The organism is Paracoccus seriniphilus, assembly GCF_028553745.1.
GTDB classification, from domain to species: Bacteria; Pseudomonadota; Alphaproteobacteria; order Rhodobacterales; family Rhodobacteraceae; genus Paracoccus; species Paracoccus seriniphilus.
Genome location: NZ_CP067129.1, coordinates 168,269 through 189,988 on the forward strand (window position 1 = coordinate 168,269; position 21,720 = coordinate 189,988).

The 21,720-nt window shown below is 62.3% G+C and carries 21 protein-coding genes; 11 read left to right on the top strand and 10 right to left on the bottom strand.

The annotated features are described in order from the left end of the window. Nucleotide 1: 1 nt before the first annotated feature. The 3 genes from JHW44_RS00775 to JHW44_RS00785 all read right to left on the bottom strand — a co-directional run bounded on the left by JHW44_RS00775 (nt 2) and on the right by JHW44_RS00785 (nt 3,024). Nucleotides 2-856 carry a carbohydrate ABC transporter permease gene (locus JHW44_RS00775; protein ID WP_089344790.1) on the bottom strand — a complete coding sequence of 285 codons (855 nt, stop codon included), beginning with the start codon at nt 854-856 and terminating at the stop codon, nt 2-4. Continuing rightward, nucleotides 846-1,721 carry a carbohydrate ABC transporter permease gene (locus JHW44_RS00780; RefSeq protein ID WP_089344898.1) on the bottom strand — a complete coding sequence of 292 codons (876 nt, stop codon included), beginning with the start codon at nt 1,719-1,721 and terminating at the stop codon, nt 846-848. Before JHW44_RS00780 ends, JHW44_RS00775 begins: the two co-directional genes overlap by 11 nt. Before the next feature lie 61 nt (nt 1,722-1,782). After that, complete coding sequence (locus JHW44_RS00785; protein WP_089344791.1) at nt 1,783-3,024, bottom strand: ABC transporter substrate-binding protein; 1,242 nt, start codon at nt 3,022-3,024, stop codon at nt 1,783-1,785. A 182-nt stretch (nt 3,025-3,206) separates the two neighbouring features. On the opposite strand from JHW44_RS00785, the gene JHW44_RS00790 reads away from it, so the two are divergent. From JHW44_RS00790 to JHW44_RS00800, 3 genes are all read left to right on the top strand, one after another. Beyond that, complete coding sequence (locus JHW44_RS00790; RefSeq protein WP_089344792.1) at nt 3,207-3,911, top strand: response regulator transcription factor; 705 nt, start codon at nt 3,207-3,209, stop codon at nt 3,909-3,911. Further along, on the top strand, nt 3,904-5,307 hold the full coding sequence (locus JHW44_RS00795; protein ID WP_179217738.1) for a sensor histidine kinase: 1,404 nt from the start codon (nt 3,904-3,906) through the stop codon (nt 5,305-5,307). The genes JHW44_RS00790 and JHW44_RS00795 overlap by 8 nt, the downstream gene beginning before the upstream one ends. A 75-nt stretch (nt 5,308-5,382) precedes the next feature. After that, nucleotides 5,383-5,805 (top strand): hypothetical protein, encoded by a 423-nt coding sequence (locus JHW44_RS00800; protein WP_089344794.1) that lies wholly within the window; start codon nt 5,383-5,385, stop codon nt 5,803-5,805. Here JHW44_RS00800 and JHW44_RS00805 read toward each other — a convergent pair. The 3 genes from JHW44_RS00805 to JHW44_RS00815 are packed head-to-tail and all read right to left on the bottom strand — an operon-like array spanning nt 5,802 to nt 7,970. Further along, nucleotides 5,802-6,542, bottom strand: coding sequence for an amino acid ABC transporter ATP-binding protein (locus JHW44_RS00805; protein WP_089344795.1), 741 nt, complete (start codon nt 6,540-6,542; stop codon nt 5,802-5,804). The genes JHW44_RS00800 and JHW44_RS00805 overlap by 4 nt on opposite strands. Further along, entirely contained in the window at nt 6,539-7,213 is a 675-nt protein-coding gene (locus JHW44_RS00810; protein WP_089344796.1) for an amino acid ABC transporter permease, read from the bottom strand. Before JHW44_RS00810 ends, JHW44_RS00805 begins: the two co-directional genes overlap by 4 nt. Nucleotide 7,214: 1 nt before the next feature. Further along, nucleotides 7,215-7,970, bottom strand: a complete 756-nt coding sequence (locus tag JHW44_RS00815; RefSeq protein WP_089344797.1) for an amino acid ABC transporter substrate-binding protein — start codon at nt 7,968-7,970, stop codon at nt 7,215-7,217. A gap of 382 nt (nt 7,971-8,352) precedes the next feature. Here JHW44_RS00815 and JHW44_RS00820 point away from each other — a divergent pair, with 382 nt between their 5' ends. Beyond that, entirely contained in the window at nt 8,353-8,694 is a 342-nt protein-coding gene (locus tag JHW44_RS00820; protein ID WP_089344899.1) for a DUF2853 family protein, read from the top strand. On the opposite strand, the gene JHW44_RS00825 is transcribed toward JHW44_RS00820, so the two are convergent. Beyond that, complete coding sequence (locus JHW44_RS00825; protein ID WP_089344798.1) at nt 8,685-9,305, bottom strand: enoyl-CoA hydratase/isomerase family protein; 621 nt, start codon at nt 9,303-9,305, stop codon at nt 8,685-8,687. The two genes, JHW44_RS00820 and JHW44_RS00825, sit on opposite strands and share 10 nt — an antisense overlap. 75 nt (nt 9,306-9,380) lie before the next feature. On the opposite strand from JHW44_RS00825, the gene JHW44_RS00830 reads away from it, so the two are divergent. The 3 genes from JHW44_RS00830 (at nt 9,381) to JHW44_RS00840 (ending at nt 13,197) form a co-directional block, all read left to right on the top strand. Next, nucleotides 9,381-10,949, top strand: a complete 1,569-nt coding sequence (locus JHW44_RS00830; RefSeq protein WP_089344799.1) for a DUF2125 domain-containing protein — start codon at nt 9,381-9,383, stop codon at nt 10,947-10,949. Between the two features lie 105 nt (nt 10,950-11,054). Then, nucleotides 11,055-12,428: a TldD/PmbA family protein gene (locus JHW44_RS00835; RefSeq protein ID WP_089344800.1), complete on the top strand. Its 1,374-nt coding sequence runs from the start codon at nt 11,055-11,057 to the stop codon at nt 12,426-12,428. Beyond that, nucleotides 12,415-13,197 (top strand): inositol monophosphatase family protein, encoded by a 783-nt coding sequence (locus JHW44_RS00840; protein WP_089344801.1) that lies wholly within the window; start codon nt 12,415-12,417, stop codon nt 13,195-13,197. Before JHW44_RS00835 ends, JHW44_RS00840 begins: the two co-directional genes overlap by 14 nt. On the opposite strand, the gene JHW44_RS00845 is transcribed toward JHW44_RS00840, so the two are convergent. Continuing rightward, nucleotides 13,194-14,759, bottom strand: coding sequence for an AfsR/SARP family transcriptional regulator (locus tag JHW44_RS00845; RefSeq protein ID WP_143811462.1), 1,566 nt, complete (start codon nt 14,757-14,759; stop codon nt 13,194-13,196). The genes JHW44_RS00840 and JHW44_RS00845 overlap by 4 nt on opposite strands. A 223-nt stretch (nt 14,760-14,982) precedes the next feature. Here JHW44_RS00845 and JHW44_RS00850 point away from each other — a divergent pair, with 223 nt between their 5' ends. From JHW44_RS00850 to JHW44_RS00865, 4 genes are all read left to right on the top strand, one after another. After that, nucleotides 14,983-16,008: a phosphatase PAP2 family protein gene (locus JHW44_RS00850; RefSeq protein ID WP_272850287.1), complete on the top strand. Its 1,026-nt coding sequence runs from the start codon at nt 14,983-14,985 to the stop codon at nt 16,006-16,008. Then, entirely contained in the window at nt 15,987-16,250 is a 264-nt protein-coding gene (locus JHW44_RS00855; protein ID WP_089344804.1) for a hypothetical protein, read from the top strand. Before JHW44_RS00850 ends, JHW44_RS00855 begins: the two co-directional genes overlap by 22 nt. Further along, the gene (locus JHW44_RS00860) at nt 16,247-17,998 is read left to right on the top strand and encodes a S8/S53 family peptidase (RefSeq protein ID WP_089344805.1); all 1,752 of its coding nucleotides are present in this window, start codon (nt 16,247-16,249) and stop codon (nt 17,996-17,998) included. The genes JHW44_RS00855 and JHW44_RS00860 overlap by 4 nt, the downstream gene beginning before the upstream one ends. Nucleotides 17,999-18,115: 117 nt before the next feature. Beyond that, the gene (locus JHW44_RS00865; RefSeq protein WP_272850288.1) at nt 18,116-18,592 is read left to right on the top strand and encodes a hypothetical protein; all 477 of its coding nucleotides are present in this window, start codon (nt 18,116-18,118) and stop codon (nt 18,590-18,592) included. Between the two features lie 119 nt (nt 18,593-18,711). Here the strand turns inward: JHW44_RS00865 and JHW44_RS00870 are convergent, their stop codons facing one another. Next, entirely contained in the window at nt 18,712-19,350 is a 639-nt protein-coding gene (locus JHW44_RS00870; RefSeq protein WP_245847181.1) for a PqiC family protein, read from the bottom strand. Nucleotide 19,351: 1 nt separating this feature from the next. Continuing rightward, entirely contained in the window at nt 19,352-21,700 is a 2,349-nt protein-coding gene (locus JHW44_RS00875; RefSeq protein WP_089344807.1) for an MlaD family protein, read from the bottom strand. Between the last annotated feature and the right edge of the window lie 20 nt (nt 21,701-21,720).

Here is a 21,720-nt window from a genome sequence, read left to right on the forward strand (position 1 = left end):
TTCAGCCTTTCACGGAACCGGCGGTCAGGCCGCGAATGAAGTATTTCCCGGCAACGACATAGACCAACAGCGTGGGCAGGGCGGCGATGATCGCGGCGGCCATATCCACATTGTAGGCTTTCACGCCGGTGGTTGAGTTGACGATATTGTTCAGGGCAACCGTGACCGGCTGGCTGCCAGCTCCGCTGAAGCTGACCCCGAACAGAAAGTCGTTCCAGATCTGCGTGAACTGCCAGATGACCGAAACGGTGATGATCGGCAACGACAGCGGCAGAAAGATCGAAAAGAAGATCCGGAAGAAGCCCGCGCCATCGACCTTGGCCGCGCGCACCAGCTCTTGCGGAATGGTGACGTAATAGTTGCGGAAGAACAGCGTCGTGAATCCGATGCCATAGATCACATGCACGAAGATCAGCCCCGGAATCGTGCCCGCCAGCCCCATCAGGCCCAGCATCTGGGCCATGGGCATCAGAACCACCTGAAACGGAATGAAACAGCCAAACAGGATGGCCGCGAAAAACAGGTTTGCACCGCGGAATCGCCATTGCGCAAAGACATAGCCGTTCAACGCCCCGACAATGGTCGAGATCAGCACCGCCGGTACCGCCATCTGGATGCTGTTCCAGAAGAACGGCCGCAGCCCTTCGCAGCGCGTCCCGGCGCAGGCCGTCGACCAGGCCTCGGCCCAGGGTTGGAAGGTCAGTTCGCGGGGCAGGGACAACAGCCCGCCCGTGCGTATTTCCTCAAGGCTTTTCAATGATGTGGTCAGCATCACGAAAAGCGGCATCAGATAGAACAGCGCGAACAGGGTCAGGACCGCGAACAGGCCCCAGCGCAGCAGGGTGTTAGTGGTCACGGCGCGGCCTCAATTCACTGTAAAGATAGGGAACGACGATGGCGAAGATCACGGCCATCATCACCATGGCACTGGCTGCCGCCTGACCCAGATCGCCACGCGAAAAGGCCATGGCATACATATAGGTCGCGGGCAGATCGGTCGCATAGCCGGGGCCGCCATTGGTCAGCGCGATAACAAGATCGAATGCCTTGATCGCCAGATGGGCCAGCACGATGAAGGCCGACAGAAAGATCGGGGCCATGGTCGGAATGATGATCGCGGAATAGATGCGATGGGTCGGAATGCCGTCCACCTGCGCGGCGCGGATGATCTCGGTATCAACCGAGCGCAGTCCGGCCAGAAACAGTGCCATGACAAAGCCCGAGGCCTGCCAGATCGCCGCAATCACGATGGTATAGATCGCCATCTTGGGCTGGATCAGCCAGTCAAAGGTAAAATTCTCGAATCCCCAGCCACGGACCATGTTCTGGATGCCCAGCCCTGGATTCAATATCCATTTCCAGGCCGTCCCGGTCACGATCAGCGACAACGCCATCGGATAGAGATAGATGGTTCGCAGAACGCCCTCGGCCCTGATCTTCTGGTCCAGGAAGATCGCCAGCATCAGACCGATCACGATCGAGATGATGATGAACAGCGCCCCGAAGACGAACAGGTTGTTCATCGCCACATCCCAGCGCGGCGCCGAGAAGAGCCTTGTATATTGACCGATGCCGTCAATCTCGTAGCGCGGCATCAGCTTGGATTTCGTCAGGCTGATCCATGCGGTCCAGCCGATAAAGCCATACACAAAGATCAGAATCGCGACGAAGGACGGCGCCAAGACCAGCTTGGGCACGTTGCGTTCAAGCCATTCCATGATTTGAATTCCCCCAATGAAAACGCCACGCCCGCGAAACGGACGTGGCGATCTCATTTTGTGATCACATCGACGCGGCGACCGCGTCGGCCAATTGCTGCACGGCGTCTTCCGAGCTCATGTCGCTGTTGAAATGGGCGGTCACGACATCGGTGATCGCACCGGCCTGCGCCCCGCGCAACGCCATCCCATGGGCATAGGAGGGCAGCAGCGAACCATCGGCGGAATCGGCCTGCATGTCGTCATAGGAGGCTTTGGCGCAATCGTCGAAATCATCCAGCGCGACATCGGTACGGGCCGGGATCGAGCCCTTGTTCAGGTTGAAGACCTTCTGGAAATTCGGCCCCATGATCAGTTTCGCCAACAGGGCCTGACCATCCTGCTTGTCCTGGCCATCCACCTCGAAGAAGGCGAAGCTGTCGACATTGTACAGATAGCCATCCCCCGGCGTCGGCGCACAGACGAAATCGGTGCCCGGAACCTTGTCGGCGGCAAGGAATTCGCCCTTGGCCCAGTCACCCATGATCTGGAAGGCGGCTTCGCCATTCATGACCATCGCGGTGGCAAGGTTCCAGTCCCGGCCCGAGAAATTGTCATCGACATAGCCGCGCAGGATGCGCATTTCGTCGAAGACTTCCTTCATCCTGTCCGATTTCAGCGCCTCGGGGTCCAGATCGATCAGCGCCGCCTTGTAGAATTCGGGGCCGCCCAGACCCAGGACCACCGTTTCGAACACGGTCGCATCCTGCCAGGCCTGACCACCATGCGCCAGCGGCGTGATGCCCGCCTCTTTCAGGGTTTCGGCTGCGGCGTTGAACTCATCCCAGGTGGTGGGCATTTCGATGCCCTGCTCGTCAAGGATCTGCTTGTTGCCCCAGATCCAGTTGACGCGATGCACGTTCACCGGCGCAGCGCACCATTTGCCCTCGCATTTCATGTGGTCGGCAATCGCATCTGGCAGCACATCGGCCCAGCCATTCTCCTCGGCCACAGCCGAGATATCGGCCAGACCGGTTTCCTCATACCATTCCTGGATCGCCGGTCCCTTCAGCTGAACGGCGGTCGGAGCATTCCCGGACAGAACCCGCGCACGCAGCGCGGTCATGGCGGCATCACCGCCACCGCCCGCCACGGGCATGTCGGTCCAGGTGCCGCCATTTTCCTTGAACTCTTCCTGCAGCACCGCGATCGATTTCGCTTCGCTGCCCGATGTCCACCAATGCAGAACCTCGGCGGCCGGTTCGGCAAATGCGGGCGCGGCCACCATCAGGGCGGTCGATGCCGCCAGTACAGATTTCATATACATGGATCCTCCCAGATCTTGAGCGCAAGGTCGAAGCTTGCCTCTGCCTCCATATTGCCAAAACCCGCGCCGATCAGGCAACGCAAGTGAGGCTTGCAACCCGCAGTTTCCCGGCGTGAATGTTACATTCTGTTACCAAGTCGCGCGGATATGACGCTAGCTTGAGGCCGGGTCGGGGGAGATGGATGAGTCTGCACAAACTTCTGGTTGTCGAGGATGACGACGACATGGCCGCGATGATGGCCGAATATCTGCAGCGGCAGGGTTTCTTTGTGACACGTGCCGCTGATCGCGACTCGACTCTGGCGGCATTGGGGGAAGGGCGGGTCGATCTGATCCTGCTGGATGTGTCGCTGGGTCGGGATAACGGCGTGGATATCTGTGCCGAAATCCGCGCGGCCCAGGATGTGCCGATCATCATGGTTTCGGCCCTGTCAGCCGATCACCAGCGCATGGCCGGGTACCAGGTCGGGGCCGACGACTATATTGCCAAACCGTTCAATCCCGAATTGCTGCTGGCGCGTATCCGGGCCGTGCTGCGCCGCGCCCATCGTGCCACCAGCCTGACACATCGCAGGCGGGCCTCGCGCTTTCTCTTTTCCGGCTGGGTCTATGACGCGCAGCGTGACGAGGTGACGGCCCCCGGTGGCTGGCAGGTGTCGCTTTCTTCACGTGAAACAGCGCTGCTGCGGGTACTGCTGGCCAATCCGCTGATCCCGCTGAGCCGCGAGGAGATCGCCGATGCGCTGGAGGATGAAGAGGCCGCCGAAGGTCGCGCCATCGACATGCTGGTGAACCGCCTGCGCCACAAGACCGATGCGACCCTGATCCGCACCGAGCGCGGCATCGGCTATGTCTTTGCCGCCAATGTCGAACGGCAGGATGTTTAGCGCGTTCAGCCTGCGCCGTCTGGCGATGCTGTGGATCCTGCTGGCAATGCTTGCGGGCGGAGCCGCCGTCTGGATCTGGAGCGCTTCGCAAGCGGCATGGAATGCGCATCTGGACCGCGCCTATATTGCCGGGCTGGCCCTGCATGACAGTCTGGAAAACGGCAGCGCCCTGCCAGCGGGGCTGACACTGACGCAGTTGCGCGACGAACCTGACCTGCCCTCGGGATGGAGCGAAACCCGTATCACCCTGACTTCGGGCCGGCCTGATCGTGCCCGCGACCCGCGCCTGACCATGCGGATCCAATCGCCCGATATCCGCTATCCGGTGTCGCAGATCGAAACCCTTGGCGGCAGTTCACAGGCCGCCGGTCTGGCCTCGGTCACCCGGACGCTGGCGCGGTTTTGCAGCGAACCCAAGCTGTTCATCCAGCGTGCCCAAAGCCCGTGGATCCGCGTTGATGGCAGCGCGGTCTGGGGCTGTGGCGCGGCCCCGGCCGATTTGCGCCTTCTGGCGCTGGGGATCGTGATCGCAGCGCTGATCCTGTTGCTGGGCTGGGTTGCCGAGGTCTCGGGTGCCTTCACGAAATTCGCGGCCGCCCTGCGCGACCACCGTGCCCGCAACGCCGAATTGCCGGTGGGCGGCGTGGATGAGTTGAAACAGACAGCCGCCGCAGTGAACGCCTATGTCGCGCAGGACCGTGCGGCACTGGCCAACCGCGCGCTGGTCCTGTCGGGCGTCAGCCACGATCTGGGCACGCCCGCCACCCGTCTGCGCCTGCGCACCGCCCTGATCGAGGATCAGGACCTGCGCGGCAAGCTGGAGGGAGACATTGACGAGATGACCCGTATGATCGACGGCGTGCTGACCTATACTCGCGCCGAGATAGGTCAGGAGTCATTTCGGGAATTGTCTCTGCGATCCCTGGCCGAGGCCGTGGTCGCGGATTACCAGGATGTCGGCATGCCGGTGCATCTGGAAAGCGCCCCGGCGCCAAGGGCCGAGGCCAGAACGCTGTTTTCCCAGACCACGACGGCAGGGGCAGGCGAACCGCAGGCCTTCCTGATGCGTGGTCAGCCTACATCGCTGCGCCGCGCCCTGACCAACCTGATCGACAATGCACTGAAATACGGGCGCGAGGCACGCGTGACCGTGGATGGCAATGCCGATGAACTGTTCATCTCGGTCGCTGATCGTGGCTCGGTTCTGAACGAAGCGGATCTGACCCGCCTGACCGAGATGTTCCGGCGCGGCCCGAATTCCGGTTCTGCCGATGGGGTCGGGCTGGGCCTTGCGATTGTCTCGACCATCGCTGCTCAGCATGGCGGAAGGCTGGAATTTCAACGCAGTTCCAGCGGCATGGCGGCACGGCTGATCCTGTGCCGCCGATGGGCCTGACGGCCTCGTGAGGGAACCGAGAGGACCGGAACATTGTTTTCACGACGGATCACGCAAACAGAAAGGCCAAGTCACTTGACCCGCACCGCCCGCATCATTCTCGCCGGCAGCGTCGCCTTGCTGACTGCCATGCCAGCCCTTGCAAGCCGCATCAGCGATCAGCCGGTTCAGGGCTGGTCTGCCATGGGCGACAGCAATGCCGCGCAACTTCTGGCCCGTATCGACAGCCTGCCCGAAAGCGACAGGGCCGCCAGCGATCAGCCCTATTGCGCGCCTGACAGCGAGATTCGCCAGACCCTGCGTCATGATTTCGAGGAACAGCCGGTCGAAAGCGCCGGCGGCGATATGACCCGCCTGTGGGGATCCGCGCAACTGGGCACATGGACCGTTGTCGTCGGACGCGACGACCGGACAAGCTGCATCATCGCCTCGGGGATCGGATTCGACCCGGAACAGGATGCCGAGGTCTATTTCCAGACCGCAGGATTGGGCGATTAACCGACGCGCCTTAGAAAGGCGCGGGTGCGGTCGTCCCGGGGGTTGCCGAATATCTGATCGGGCGGCCCCTGTTCGACGATGCGCCCCCCCTCCATGAACACGACACGATCGGCGATTTCGCGCGCGAACTGCATTTCATGGGTGACGATCAGCATGGTCTGACGCCCGTCGGCAATCGCGCGGATCAGATCAAGGACCTCTCCGACCCATTCCGGGTCCAGTGCGCTGGTCGGTTCGTCAAACAGCATCAGATCCGCCTCCAGCGCCATGGCCCGCCCGATGCCGACACGCTGCTGCTGACCACCGGACAGGGCCGAGGGATAGCTGTCGCCACGATCCGCCAGTCCGATCCGTTCAAGGATCTGATTCGCGCGTTCACGGGCCTTTTCAGCCGACCAGCCGCGCACGGTCGTCAGCCCCTCCATGATGTTCTGGCGCGCCGTCTTGTTGGCAAACAGGGCATAGTTCTGAAACACGAAGGCGGTTCGACGGCGCAGCGCCAGAATGTCGGTCTTGCTGGCCTTGGCGGCATCGACGGTCAGATCGCCAAGGGTGATCCGACCCTCATCCGGCGCATCCAGAAAGTTCAGACTGCGCAGCAGCGTCGATTTGCCGGTCCCCGACGGGCCGATGATCGCCACGCGCTCGCCCGGCTTCAGGCAAAGCTCGATCTGGTTCAGAACCGTGTTCTGGCCGAAACGCTTGGTCAGGCCGGAAATCTCGATGTCGCAGCTCATCGTGCCACCGCCTTGCCAAGATATTGTTCCATGCGGCGCTGTCCCACCGTCAGCAGTTCGACAATCGCCCAATAGAGCAGGGCGACCACCAGAAAGGCCTCAAGATACAGAAAGCTGCCCGCCGCCTCTTTCTGCGCGGCACCCATCATTTCGGTGACCCCCAGCGTGAAGGCCAGCGAGGTGCCCTTGATCATGTCGATGAAGTAATTCATCAGCGTCGGCGCGGCGGTGCGCGCGGCCTGTGGCAGGATGATCCGGCGCAAGAGCTGCCCCTGTGTCATGCCCACCGAAGCAGCAGCCTCCCACTGGCTGCGGTCGACGCCCTGGATCGCACCCCTGATGCTTTCGGCCATATAGGCCGAGAAATGCAGGGTCAGCCCGATGATCGCCGCCGTCACGCCATTGATATTGGTCATGAAGCTGAACAGCTGGGGCAGGCCGTAATAGAACAGGAACAGCTGAACCAGCAGCGGCGTCCCCCTGAAAAAGCTGATGAATATCGCCACCAACCTGTCGATGACGGGCAGCTTCAGCACCCGCACGATCGCAAGAAGGGCCGAAAGCCCCAGCGCAAAGCCCATCGAGACCAGCGCCATGAACAATGTCAGCGGGATATAGCCGACGATCACCGGCACAAGATCCCACATATAGGCGATATCCAGCATCTTCATCTCATTCGGCCAGCGGCTTGGTCACATCGACATCCAGCCATTTTTCCGAAATTTCGGTCAGCTTGCCGTTCTCGCTCAATGTGGCAATTGCCGCATTGACCCGGTCACGCATGGCCTTGCCTTCTTCGTCGTTGCGGAAGGGCAGGGCGTTCCTGATCTCGTCAAAGGGCGCACCTGCAAGGGCCAGCGGCAGCGGGCTTTCCTTGATCAACTGTGCCGAGGACACCCGGTCCATCACGAAGGCATCGACGCGCCCCAAGGCGGTATCCTGGGCGATGTTGCTTTCATAGGTGCGAATGTCGATTTCATCGGCATAGGGCAGGTTTTGCAAAAGCTCTTCATAGTTCGAACCCAGATTCACCGCCACCGAACGCCCCTTCAGGCTTTCCGGACCGGAAATCTCGGTTTCATTCCCGGCTTTGACCACCACCTGAGCGCCGTCATAGACATAGGGTTGCGAAAAGACGAATTTCGCTTCGCGCTCCGGCGTCACGGTGATCTGGTTGGCTACCGTGTCGATGCGGCCAGATTCCAACGCCCCGATCAGCCCCGAAAAAGACATCGTGACGAATTCGATCTCATCCCCGGTTTCCGCGCCAATGGCGTTCATGAAATCGACCTCGAAGCCCTGAAGCTCGTCCGATTTGGTGAAGGTAAAGGGGAAATACCCCCCCGACATCCCGACCCGGATCGTGTCGGCGGCGGCGGGCAAGGCGGTCGAAAGGGCAAGGATCGCGGTCAGAATTGTCTTGCGCATGGAAAACTCCGTGAATCTGTTGGTCTTTAAATGCGGGTTTGCCGCCATATCGACAACCAACCGGGCCGGCGCTGCGCGAAAAAAGGACGGCTGTGCGATGCCCTGCCCATGAGCCGGAACGATTACTTCATAAACCTGAAAATTCTTGGAAAAAATTCCCGATAAAATCCCTTCAAACCGTTGCAAAAGGGATACAATTCCCGAAACCTGTCGCCACCGGATCGCCTGAACCGGCGTTTTCAGCACCTGGTCCCCCCGCAGTCCCGAGCGACCCTATGGGTAGAGTTGCGGATTGACGCCGTTGCCGGCCCCCTGCGGCTTGCCAAACACGGTCGGCGCCCGCATTCTTTTTCAAAATCATGAAAACAGGGAGTTGATCGATATGGGAAGACGTGCCGAACTGATCGAGAAATACGCCGCCGACATCAAGGAAAAGCTGGGCGAAACACCGGATATGGACCTGCTGACCAAGGTGACCATCGGCTGCGGGCCATCGATCTATAATGACGATGCATCGACCGTTGCCTCCAGCGATCCCGAAGAACTGGACCGGATCCGCCAAGGCTATCTGATCAAGAAGCTGGGCCTGCCCGACGGGCCGGCGCTGACGGATGCCATCAATACCGTGATCGACGCCTATGGCCGGTCGAACCGCTCAAAGTATCGCGCCGTGGTCTATTACCTTCTGTGCCGCCATTTCGGCAAGGAATCGGTCTATAGCTGACCGATCATCGCCTTGATGGCCGAGACATGACCGGGATCGGCGGCAAGACATGCAGCCGCCAGTTCCTCGGCCTGCGCAAGCAGTTCCCCGGCGGGCACGATGCGATCGATCAGGCCCCATTGCAGGGCTTCCTCGGCACCGATCTTCTGCCCCGCCATCAGGATCATCTTGGCCCGCGCGGCACCGATCAGACCCGCCATGCGGCGCGGATCGCTGGGTTGAGGCAGGAAGCCCAGCTTCATCACCGGGTAGAAGAATCCGGTTTCGGGCACCGCGATCCTCAGATCACAGGCCAGAACCATTCCAAAGGCACCTCCGGCCAATGTGCCATTCAGCGCCGCAATGGTCAGGCAGGGCATCGAGGCCATGCGTTGGGACAGACGTTCCCATTCCGGCGATGTGGCAAGCCCGGCCCTTGCCTCGTCCAGATCGGCCCCGGCGGAAAACACCCGCCCTGCGCCGGTCAGTATCACCGCGCCACATTTCTGCGTGGCCATCTCGTCCAGCGCGGCGGTCAGTTGTCGCAGCATCTCTCCGGTCAGGGAATTTGCCTTCTCCGGTCTGTCGATGATCAATTTGCCAAAAGATCCATGGCGTTCGGTCCTGATCACGGATTGTTCCCTTTCCCTGATGCCGGTGCTGTGTCAGACAACGGGCAAATTGCAGATGTTTGAAAGGTATCCGGCATGTTCCGATCGCTTGCAACCTCGTCATTGGCCCTGATTGCGGGCGCTGCCCCTGTCCTTGCCGAGGTTTCACCCCTTCAGGTCTGGGAGAATCTTGACCGATATTACTCTGACATGGGGTATGAGATCACGATTGGCAGCCGCGATGAGGCCGGCAGCACGCTGACCCTTACCGATGTCGAGGTTGCCACCCGGGGCGAGGCCGAAGAGATCGTCATCACGATCCCCAAGCTGACCCTGCAGGAAACCGGCGATGCCAAGGTGCGCACCGTGATCCAGGGCGATATCATCGCCGACATGACCTCGCATATCGAAGGCGAGGATGATGTCACGGCCCATGCGCAGATCGTCATGCCGTCGAATGAAATGCTGTCCTCGGGTGAACCCGACGACATGCTGCACCAGCTGACCTATCCCACGGTCAAGATCACCGCGCGCTTTGACGAAGCCCGGGATCCAGATGCCGCAGAGATGCCCGTCACCGTCATGCTGACCGACATGGCGGGGGAATACCGCAGCCGCGCCGGGGCCGGCATGCAATCCACTTATGACATGACCGTGGCCGGGCTGGATCTGGCGCTGGCGTTTGACGATCTGGACAGCGATGACGCTGATTCGGGCAGCGGTTCGGTCAATGCCACCGCCCATATCGACGGCCTTGCCATGAACGGCATGATGGTCGCCCCCGAGGGGCAGTTCAACATGGCCGAGGCCGCGCATGAGGCGCTGAAGGCCGGCATGAGCGTCGAAGGCAAGGTGCAATTGGGCGCCCTGACCGGCGAAATGCGGTTCGACGGCGTTGATGACGACGGCGCGCCGCAATCGGGATCGGCCTCGCTCAGGACCGAAAGCAGCGAAATCGCGCTGACGATGTCGCGCGATGGAATCACCTATGGCGGCAGCGCATTGGGTTCCAGCGCCGAGCTGACCTCGAACGATCTGCCCTTTCCGATCAGCTATGCCATCGAAAAGGCTGCGGCACAGGTGGCCTTTCCGGTCAGCAAGTCGGACGAGCCGCAGCCCTTCCGCCTGACCTATACGCTGGCGGGGCTGACGCTGGCCGATGGCATCTGGAACATGTTCGACCCCGATGGCCAGCTGCCGCGTGATCCCGCCAGCCTGATGATCGACCTGGAAGGTCAGGCGCTGATGCGTGAAGACCTGCTGGATCCCGCTTTCGGCAAGCGCATGTCCGATGAAATGGCCGCTATCGACGAAGGTGAAACCCCGGCCGAGGACATGCCGGTGCCCTTCCAGCCTGAAAACGTCACGATCAACCAGTTCGCACTGGACATGATTGGTGCCAAGGCCGAGCTGACGGGCGAACTGACCATTCCCGAGGGAACCGGCATGCCGGTCGGCAAGGTGAATGGCACGTTCACCGGCGTGAACGATCTGCTGGAGAAACTGGCCAACATGGGCTTCATGCCGCAAGAGCAGTTGATGGGTGCGCGGATGATGATCGCCATGTTTGCACGTCCCGCCGAAGGCGATCCCGACCAGTTGACGACCGAACTCGAATTCCGCGAAGACGGGTCCGTCTTTGCCAATGGTCAGCAGGTCAAGTGATCTGAGACGACAGGAATGACCAGGGGCCGGACCATGTCCGGCCCTTTTCATTTGCGCCCGGCCCGCTGTCGCGGGAAAAGGGGGGCAAACCGACACGAGGGTATCATGGGCAGCAACACCACCGCGAACAAGGATGCCGCGCAGCTGAGCAGACTGGCCGAGGCGCTTGTCACCGCCGCGACCAAAGCCGGCGCTGACGAGGCGGATGCAATGGCCGTCGGCGGACAGTCGACCAGCATTGACGTGCGCGCCGGCGCGCTTGAACATGCCGACCGGGCCGAAGCGATCGAGATAGGGCTGCGCGTCCTGATTGGCGGACGTCAGGCCTGCGTATCCGCTTCCGATCACAGTGATGCGAGCATTGGCGAAATGGCGGCCCGCGCCGTGGCCATGGCGCGCGAAGCGCCGGTCGATGACACGCTGGGTCTGGCCGAACCGGATCAGCTGACCGCGGCACGTGACGCGGGACAGCTGGAAATCTGCGACGACCGGCCCGATCCTTCGCCCCAGCATCTGCAAGAACTTGCCCTGCGGGCCGAGGCTGCGGCGCTGCAATCCAGGGGCATTTCCCAGGTCGAAAGCGCCAATGCCAGTTTCAGCCGGCGCCAGATCTGGATGGCGGCCAGCAATGGGTTCTCGGGCGGATATGGCCGCAGCACCCATGCGATTTCAGCCATCGCCATCACCGGCGAAGGGCTGGGGATGGAGCGCGACTATGCCGGAGAGGGCCGCGTCTGGGCCGAGGATCTGCCCGAACCGGAAGAGATCGGCCAGCTTGCGGCGGAACGCACCCTGGCGCGTGCCGGGTCGCGCAAACCGCCCACCGGTGCCTTTCCGATCCTTTACGACCGGCGCGTCTCGGCGTCGCTGATCGGGCATCTGCTCTCGGCGGTGAATGGCGCGGCGGTTGCACGCGGGGCCAGCTGGCTGCGCAAATCCATGGGTGAGCCGGTGCTGCCATCGGGGATGGACCTGCGCGAGGACCCGCTGCGCGCACGTTTTCCCTCTTCGCGCCCCTTCGATGCCGAGGGCCTGGCGACGCGCGCCCGCCATATCGTGGCCGATGGGCTGCTGCAGGGCTGGACGCTGGATCTGGCCACGGCACGCAAGCTGGGAATGGACAGCACCGCCTCGGCCGCACGCGGTCTGGCCTCGGCCCCTTCACCCACCAACAGCAATGTCATCCTGACACCGGGGCAATACAGCCGCGAGCAACTGATCGCGGATATGGGCACCGGCTTGATCGTCACCTCGATGCTGGGGGCATCGATCAATGGCACCACGGGCGATTACTCGCGCGGGGCGGCTGGGTTCTGGGTCGAAAATGGCCAGATCGCCTATGCTGTCAATGAATGCACCATTGCCGGCAATCTGAAGGACATGCTGATGTCGCTGATTGCCGCCAATGATGCGCTGCCATGGCGCGGGGCCGAGGTGCCCAGCCTGCTTGTGGAGGGGATGACCGTTGCCGGCGAATGAACAGGATCTGAAACTGCTTGAAGATGCCGCCCGCGCCGCAGGGCGCGTGGCATTGGAATATTGGCAGAAGGAACCCCGCAGCTGGGAAAAGCCGGACGGGGCAGGACCTGTTACCGAGGCAGATCTGGCCGTGAATGAGGAAGTGCAAGGCATTCTAAGCGCGGCCCGTCCAGATTACGGCTGGCTGTCCGAAGAAAGCGAGGCCGACCCGTCGCGGCTGGATGCGCGCCATTGTTTCATCATTGACCCGATCGACGGCACCCGTGCCTTTATCGCCGGACAGGAAGGGTTTTCTCATTCCCTTGCTGTTTCCGATGGCGACAGGATCGTCGCGGCGGTGGTCTATCTGCCGGTCAGCGATTGTTGCTATACGGCCAGCGCCGACGGGCCTGCACTGATGAACGGCAAGCCCATCCACCCCAGCGACAGCGATATCGAGGGCGCGCGCGTCCTGACCTATCGCGCCGCATCTGAACCCAGATACTGGCGCGGTGGACAGGCCCCGGCCTTTCACCGCGAATTCCGCCCGTCGCTGGCATGGCGGCTGTGTCTTGCCGGACAAGGGCGCTTTGATGCCGCGCTGTCACTGCGCTCGGCCTGGGAATGGGACATCGCCGCGGGCAGCCTGATTGCCGAACGGGCAGGGGCGATTGCCTCGGACCGGCGCGGCAAGCCAATGCGCTTCAACAGCCCGCGTGCCACGGTGGATGGTCTGATCGTGGCGGGACCGCGCCTGCATGGCCAGATCATGGCCCGGCTGCAGCCCTAGATCAGCCCGGATTTCGTCACCCGCAGCAAACCGGCCTGACGCAGGGATTCGACCGGATAGTCCCTGCTGGCCATCAGTTCCAACGAAAAGTCCGGCTCAAGCTTCTTCAGCTTCTTCAGGGCCTCCAGCGCCCCGGCTTCATCGCCCAGTTCGTAACGGATCGCACTGAGGAAACGCAGGGCTGGCCGGTTCTGGGGGGCATAACCATGGGTGGTGGCAAAGAAACGTTCGGCGGATTTCAGGTCGCCAACCCGCGTCGCGGCAATGGCGCGGCGCAGGACCCATGCCGCCGGACCCAGTTCGGACAGGGCGCTGAGATGTGCGGCGCTGGCCTCGGCCTCGGCCTCGCGGTGGTATCCCATGCTGGTCAGGGCGCTGGAATAGGACAGGCGGGCAATCGGGTTTTCGTCATCGATCGCGATGGCATGTCGGGCCATGTCGAAGGCGGTCTCGAACTGCCCTTTCCAGGCGGCCACCATCGCATTGACACCAAGCGCGGTGGGATTACCCGGAGACAGTTCACGCGCGCGCTGTGCCATGTCTGCCGCGATATGGGCATCGGCATCGGGGTCGCGGCTCAACCGTTCCAGCAGCATCGTGTGCCGGATGTATGAGCGCAGCGCCAGGATGACGGCACGATCTCCATTCGGGTCGATCTGGGACAGCTGTTCGTCGGCGCGCTTCAGCCGCGATGCGGAATAGCTGAAGACATCCTGCAGGGGCATCCGCCGGATATTGGCATCGGGCACGATCTCGCGCAGGTGTTCCAGCCCGTGCATGATCGCCACGGCGACACCTCCGGCCACATGGCGCATGGAGCCCGTGGTATCATTGGCGGGCAGCGAAAAGCGCCGTGTCCACAGCATCCGCCCGTCGCTGCGCAACCGCGCGGTGAACAGCAGGACGATGTCATTGCCCATGCGGCTGGACATTGCGCCCAGTTCGATCCCGACCGAAACCCGGCCAATGCCCGGATCGCCATTGACGACCTGCACCGGCAGCATGTCGGCAACCCGAGAGGCGGCCTCTTGCAGGATCATCGCGGCAGTCACTGCCGATTGCGCATCGGCTGCCACCGGAGCCTGAAGGATCAGCGTCGGGACGCTGTCTTCGGTCACCGTCCTCGCCAGTATCTCGTCGGCCTGATCTTCGTAATGACTGCGCGCATCGCGCAACCAATCCTCGAATTCGGGATCGGGGATATCCAGATCGGCGGCAAATTCGGGGCGGCGGCCGTCCAATCCGACCTGCCCGGCCATATCCAGTTCGACGATAGTGCTGTCCAGTCCGACCCATCCCGGGCCGGTCGTCAGGGCCTCGCGATAGGGGCCAAGGGCAATGCGTATCTCGCGCAGCAACTGGCGCACGCTTGCCGAGCCATGTTCGGGGTCACGTTCGCTGAACAGCAGATCCTGCAACTTGGGACGCGAGATCTGCATGTCGGCCGATGACCCGATCACGGCAAGGGCACCCCGCGCCTTCATGCTGCGCGGAGTCAGGTTTTCGTTTCCCGGACCGGTGATCGAAACGGGTCCAGCTAATCGCAGTACCAATCGGCTCACGGAACTTACCCGTCGATGTGAACAAGACATTGTGTTAATCTTCAATCAGCCAGAATGACACAGAAAAACGCCTCGGAGCAAAATTCCAAGGTCGCCAGGAAGGTAGGTTCCAATGTCGTTGCTGAATGCGCAAAACGCACAAAATGCCCAGAATGCGCAAAACGCTCAGAATGCACAAAACGCGCAAAATGCGCAGGGCGCGGGATCGGGCGAAGGGTCATCCATGATGGCAATGGCGCTGTTGCGGACGCGTGATGCCATTGTCGGCGCCGAACTGATCACGCCCGAAGCCGGCACCCCATCCTCGCTGGACATGGCCGGTCGGCTCGAGCGTCTTGACGGTGATCACCGCGCAGCCGTCATCGCCGGAGAGTTGCTGGAGGATATTTCCTTCACCTTCGAGGATTACACCCCCGCCGAGACCACCTGTCGCACCGCCACGGTGCTGCGCCGCACCACCGATGGCGACGCCCTGAATGCCAGCTATACGCCATTTGCGGAAATCACCCGTCCCGGACTGGCCGAATTCAGTGCTGCTGCGCAGATGGTGGCCAATTATGCGGAACTGCGCGCCGACCGCTCGGCGGAAATTCAGGTCCAGACCCAGCACCTGATCCCCTTCTTTGCCAGCATCATGCCGATGGAGCCCAGCCGCGCCCCCGCCATCCGCGAGGCGCTTTTCACCGCGCTGGACATGGCCACCTTCGTGGTGATGCGGGTCAAGCTGGCGCTGGGATGCCCGCGACCGACCCAGTTCACCGACCGCATCCAGCCGATGATCAGCTGTCCCACGCATGCGACGCTGCCCAGTGGACATTCAACCCAGGCCTTCACGCTGGCGACCCTGCTCAGCCTGTTGCAGGACCCGGATGCCGAGGTGCAACCCGACAGCCAGCTGTACCGGCTGGCCTGTCGCATCGCCATCAACCGGACCGTCGCCGGTGTGCATTTCCCCGCCGACAGCGCCGCCGGGGCCGTGCTGGGCATCCAGCTGGGCCGCTACATGTTCCAGCGCGCACGCGCCGAAATCACCGGTTCGGGCGAATTGGGTCATGCCAGCTTTGACGGCAGCAAATTCACCGATGGCGCCCATCCGCGCGATTTCCACTATGCGATCCTGAACGAAATGACGACCGGTGCGGACCCTTCGGCCAGCTTCCCGGTCGCGAAAACGCCGGTACGTCCCGCACCGATGTGGGGGTCGCTGGCCAAACGGGCTGCAGAGGAATGGGGGCAACGGTGGAGCTGAAATGCAAGACGACGGAGGAACCCGATCCCGGCCGCCCGGCGGCCAGCTGGACTGTGCCGCAGGCGGCCTACGACACCTATCGTCCCGGTCTCTCTCCCTATCTGCATTACTGGCAGGGGCTGCGGGCCAGCCGGCAGCAGACAGATCCGCTGCCCGATCACGATCCGGAAGCGGGCAGCAAACTGCCCGACCAGATGCAGGCGGCGCTGGAGGATCTGATCCGCAGGAGCTTTGGGTCATGATTGCACAGGCGCTGATATCCGCTTTTGAACAGTTTCTCGACGATCCGGCAGGGGTTCTGCCCGAGGACGCCATCAATCCGGCACCGCAGGAATTCGATGAATCAGACCTGGCGGATCCGGCGCTTGGTTATCTGTCCGACGACGCACTGCCCGACCCGGAACGCGGCTGCATCATCGGGATCATCGACGATGCCATTCCCTTTGCCCACGAGCGGTTGCGTCTGTGCAATGGTGCCAGCCGTGTTGCCGCGACCTGGATACAGGATGCCCGCTTTCAGCCCGGCGGCACGGGGGGGGATCTGCCTTCGGGGATAGAACTGCGCGGGGCCGATATCGACGTCTGGCTGGCCCGCGCCCGTGCCGGAGAAATCCCCGGCGAAGATGCGATCTATCGTCTGAGCGGCGTTTTGGACATGGCACGCCAGACCACCCCTTCGACCGCCTATGCCGCCGGCCATGGTGCCGCAGTGGCAATGCTGGCCGCCGGGTTTTCGCCCGATGATCCCGCCGGACGCAATCACCCGGTCATCGCGGTCAATCTGCCGCCCAAGGTGACCGAGGATTCGATGGGCACGCTGTCGCCGGTATCGATCCTGGCCTCGATCCTGTTCATCATCACCCGCGCCCGCCGCCTGTGCCGCTTTATCGAGCGCCGGCGTGAACTGCCGGCCGGATCGGTCAGGCTGCCCGTGGTTATCAATCTCAGCTTCGGGCTGACGGCAGGCGCGCGTGACGGCTCCAGTCTGCTGGAACAGTTCATGGATGCCGTCTCGGTGCAGGGAGCGGGTGATCTGGGGCCGATCCGCTTTGTTCTGCCCACCGGCAACCACCGCCTGGCCCGCCTGCATGGCCGCCTGAAGCCGGGAGAGGATCTGGGCTGGCGCCTGCCACCCGACGACCGGACCGTGACCGGGCTGGAAGTCTGGGGGCCCGTGCGTGATGGGCTGCCCGAAGACAAGTTGCAGATCACCCTGACGCCTCCGGGATTGGCGGGAGCCACGACGGCCTTCACCGCGCCATGGCAGTTCAGTCTCATGAAAGACCCGCAGGGGCGCGAGATCGCGCGGGCCTACTACACGCCACGCTACCTGGGCGGGGGATCATGGCGCGAGGGCGTCACGATCATCGTCATGCCGACCTGCCCCGAACATCTATCGGAACCCTTTGCACCTGCGGGCGAATGGCGCATCGCGATTGCCGCGCATTCCCCCGATGCAGAGTATCAGCTGGGCGTCCAGCGCGACGAGGTGATCCGCGGCTTTCACCGCGAGGCCCGCCAAAGCTGGCTGTTTGACCCGCAGTACCGGCTTTATGACGAGGCCGGCCGCCTGGTGGAAACCGATGCCCAGAACGGTGGCACTCCCAATGTCCTGCGCCGTGGCACGATGAATGCCTATGCCGGGGGTCAGTACAGCCTGCGCGCAGGTGCCGTGGATCAGAAGAAGATGCATCTGGCACCCTATTGCTCGCTCTTGCATGACGAAGAGGGCGGCGACTGCCTGGCTGTGGTCGATCGCGCCATCACCCAACCCGGAATGCTGACCAGCGGCAGGGGCAGCGGCAGCTTTGGCCTGATGTCGGGCACATCGATGGCCGCGCCGCAATTCAGCAGATGGCTTGCCCAACAATTGGCGGCAGGCGAATCCGTAGCAGATCGCGACGCAATCCGCAGCCTTGCCGAGTCGCAATCCGACATGCCCGCACCCACACCGGTTCTGCCTCATTCCCCTGAATTCCCGAATTTCTGACATAAAATTCGGGAAATCTGCACTTCGGATCCATGTTCCGGTTTTGTGCAGGCCGGGATTCACGCCATTTTCACGCCCCCGGGTCCAATCTGACCTGAGACAAGCGCCCGCATCGCGATGCTTCATGAATCGCGACAAGGCCGCAACAGAGGGTGTTTCGCGATGTGCGCGCAACGACTGAACAATTTTAACAATGTTTTCGCCGCCTTGCAGATCCTGGGCGCCCAAACGGGGGGTGCTGGAAATGAGCCGTTTTGTCGTGCGCTCAAGATGGTGCAAGAGGCGAGTGCAGGGCGGTCGGATCCGGGAACTCCTCTGCCCGGACCCGACCGCCCGACCTGGAGCGCATATCACCGGCTGGAACGCGAAAACCAACTGCTGATCGACCATGCCGAGATGATGGCCTGCGCGCTTGGTGCCTGCCCGAACTGCTGGGGGAGCATCGCCGATTGCGAAGATTGCGGCGGGATCGGAAAACCGGGAACCTTCCTGCCGGACCCGCGTTGCTTTGACCAATTCGTTCTTCCGGTCATAGCCCGCGTGATGGGTCGCCACATCTCAGAAAGGAACAATCGAATCCCTGCCAGGCAGTAAGCAAGGGCAGGGCCACTTCATGGACAGTTTTGTTTAAACAGTGTCTTTTCCCAGTTCGTCCATGGGTGTCTGGCGGGTAGCTGATACAGCTGCCCGCCAATCATTTTGTCGGTCACCGCCTAGAAAAGCGGGTCCAGCCCGAAGGGATCATTGGACACGGATTGCCGCGTGGTCACGGTGCGTCCGGGACCCGACAGCGTCGCGATCTGGGTGGCCAACTGGCTGATCGCCCGGGACAGGGCCGCTGCGATATCTCCGGGTTGATTGCTGCTCAACGGCACGGAAATATCAAAGCTGCGGGCATGATTGGTGCCGCCGTTGCCCTCGTCGGAAACGAAATAGCGTCCGCTCAGGCGATAGATCCCGTTCGCCTGCGCAAGCGCGCGGGTCACCCTTACCTCGATCTCGCGCCTGGGCGGCTCGGCCAAGGGCCAGGGCTCATTCACCACCAATGCGCCGGAGATATCCGAAATCTCCTGCGCAAGGCTTTGCGAGAAGGCACGCTGCGGATTGTCCGCCCACAGGCTGTCGGGGTTGGAACGCACCGCACCATCAGCCGTCTGCCACATCACCTCCTGATCTGCGGCATATTCCGGCAGCGACACGTCCTTCAGCTCGGCCGTGCCCAACCGGTCGGGCACCCGAGTGCTGCTGGCCGGCGGATCAACCAGAAAACGTCCGGTCTTTTCGGGATCCGAACAGGCGCTCAGCACCATTGCCCCCAGCAATGTCGTGGCAAATATGCGGGTCGTCATCATGTTATCGTCCCAAAATGAAGGCGCGCGGATTGCGTTCGATCATCCGGGCCAGGGATCCGAAGGATTCGGTCGCCCGGCGCAATTCCCGCAGCATGTTGATGGTTTCGGTATTGAAGGCCGAGCGATCACCATAGGCCGCCATCACCGCATCGGCACGCGCAGCCGTGGCCTGCAGACGCCTGATCAGTGCAGGCAATTCCTCGACCGATTTCGCGACCTCATCCGCTGCAACGCTGGCCGATTCCAGCGCATTGTTCAGGCTGCCCGCGGCATTGCCATCACGCAGGTCGTTCAAAAGCCCCGAGGCCGCCTCCAGCGTATCCGACAGGTTGCGCGGCAGACGTTCCGCATCTTCACTGCCCAGCATGGCCCGCAGATCGGCCAGAATGCCCTCGGCCTGGGTGCTGATGGCAGCGAAATTCACCTCATCGACACTGGCAGCTGCGGCATCGATCTGATTGACCATCTCGGGCACATCGACGGCTGCGGCCTGAACGGATTCAAAGGCCGAGGTGGCCTCGGTGATCATCTTGCCCAGATTGCCGCCCGCGCCGGATTCGCGGATCTCACCGGCGACAGCACCGATATCGGTGACCGCAACCTCCAGTTTCTCGATCAGCTCAGAGATCTGACCGGGCAAATTCGCCGCAGCCTGTGTGCCGATGACATCACGCAATTCCTGCAGGGTTGCGTCCAGTTCGGCCCCGATCGAGGTAAAATCAATGGTTTCGACCGAACCCGCCGTGACCTGCATCGAGTCGATCAACGCGGGCAGGCGATCGGCCGCATCATTCAGCTTGGCCGCCAGTTCGCTGGCCGAGGTCATGGCCTCGCCCGCACGGGTCGCAGCATCACTGTCACGGAACTCTCCGACCATACTGCGCAAATCGCTTGCCGCACCCTGGGCTTCCTCGATTGTTTTTCTCAGGCTGCCCGGGATGGCGCGCGTGTCTTCCGAACGCGCCAGTTCGGTGACGCTGTCCAGCATTTCGCGGGCCGAATCCATCACCTCTGCAATCGGCAGATCGCCGACCTTGGCCAGAACCCCCTGCGCGGTCTGCGTGAAATCGCTGATCTCGGATGGAGCTGTCGGGATCGCCGGGAATGGCCGGGCCTCCATGTCGATCACTGCGGCGGCCTCATCGGTTTCGACCAGTTCAACGATCAGTTCCGTGCCGAACAGGCCCGAACTTGCGACGCGGGCGCGCAGCCCATCGGCCACGGCGCGCGACAGGAATTCCATCGCATCCTCAGAGGTGGTTTCAGGGTCCAGCCCCAGCCGCACGGGCGAAATGGCAAGTGTCACCTGTTCACGCAGCCGTGCGACGCCACCCCCATCTTCGACCGGCTGAACCGACAGATCCGCGACCTTTCCGATGTTGACGCCCTGCAGCCGAACATCGGCCCCCTTGGCCAGACCGCCAAGGGATTCGTCTATCATCATGGTCAGCTTCAACTGATCCGTCTCATCGGCAATAAAGACATTCCGGCGGGCCGTTTCCTCGTCAGGCTGGACCGGAAAGGCCTCGACCGTATCGACGGGCTTGCCGCCAGTGACGGGCGTATCAAAGGACACCCCGCCCTGCAGCAGGCTGGTCAGGGAGTTGACGTTCAGTGCAATGCCTTCGGCACCCAGAGACACGGAGAACCCCGAGACATCCCAGAAGACCGTCGCACTGGTCAGACGCTGATCATGGGGTGCCTGAATGAAGCCGTCGACCAGAACGGAATTACCGTCCTCGGCCAGGCGCAGGTTCTCCATCCGTCCTACCTGAACGCCGCGATAGTAGATCGGCGCCCCTTCGGACAGCCCTTCGCCGCTTTCATAGGACAGCTTGACCCAAGTGCCCTTGGCATCCTCGCGCACAAGCGGAGCGCGGTCGACACCCACGAATTCGCGCCGGGGTTCAGATATCTCGGCGTCCCAGTAACCTTCGATGAACGAGCCGGTCAGAACCGTGTCCAGACGGCTGACACCCTGCGCCGTGACCTGTGGCCGCACGATCCAGAAGGTGGCATCGGCGTCGATATAGGGGGCAATATCCTTGTCCACGCGGATCTGCACCGCCACATGGGACAGGTCATCGGTGAATTTCACGCCTTCGACCTGTCCCACGGTGATCTCGCGAAAGCGCAGCGCGGTGGAACCGGGCACGATACCGGTGGCATCGGCGAATTCGACCTCGATAAGGGCACCGCGTTCGGCATAGGCATTCCATGCCACGGCCAGCGTCACGATCAGGGCAATGATCGGTACCAGCCAGATCACATTGACCCCTGCCTGAGCAGCACGGACAGCAGTCTTGCGCACGGGGCTTGCCGGTTTCAGCGGCGGCGGCGTGTCGGTCATTCCTGTAATTTTTCCCTGCC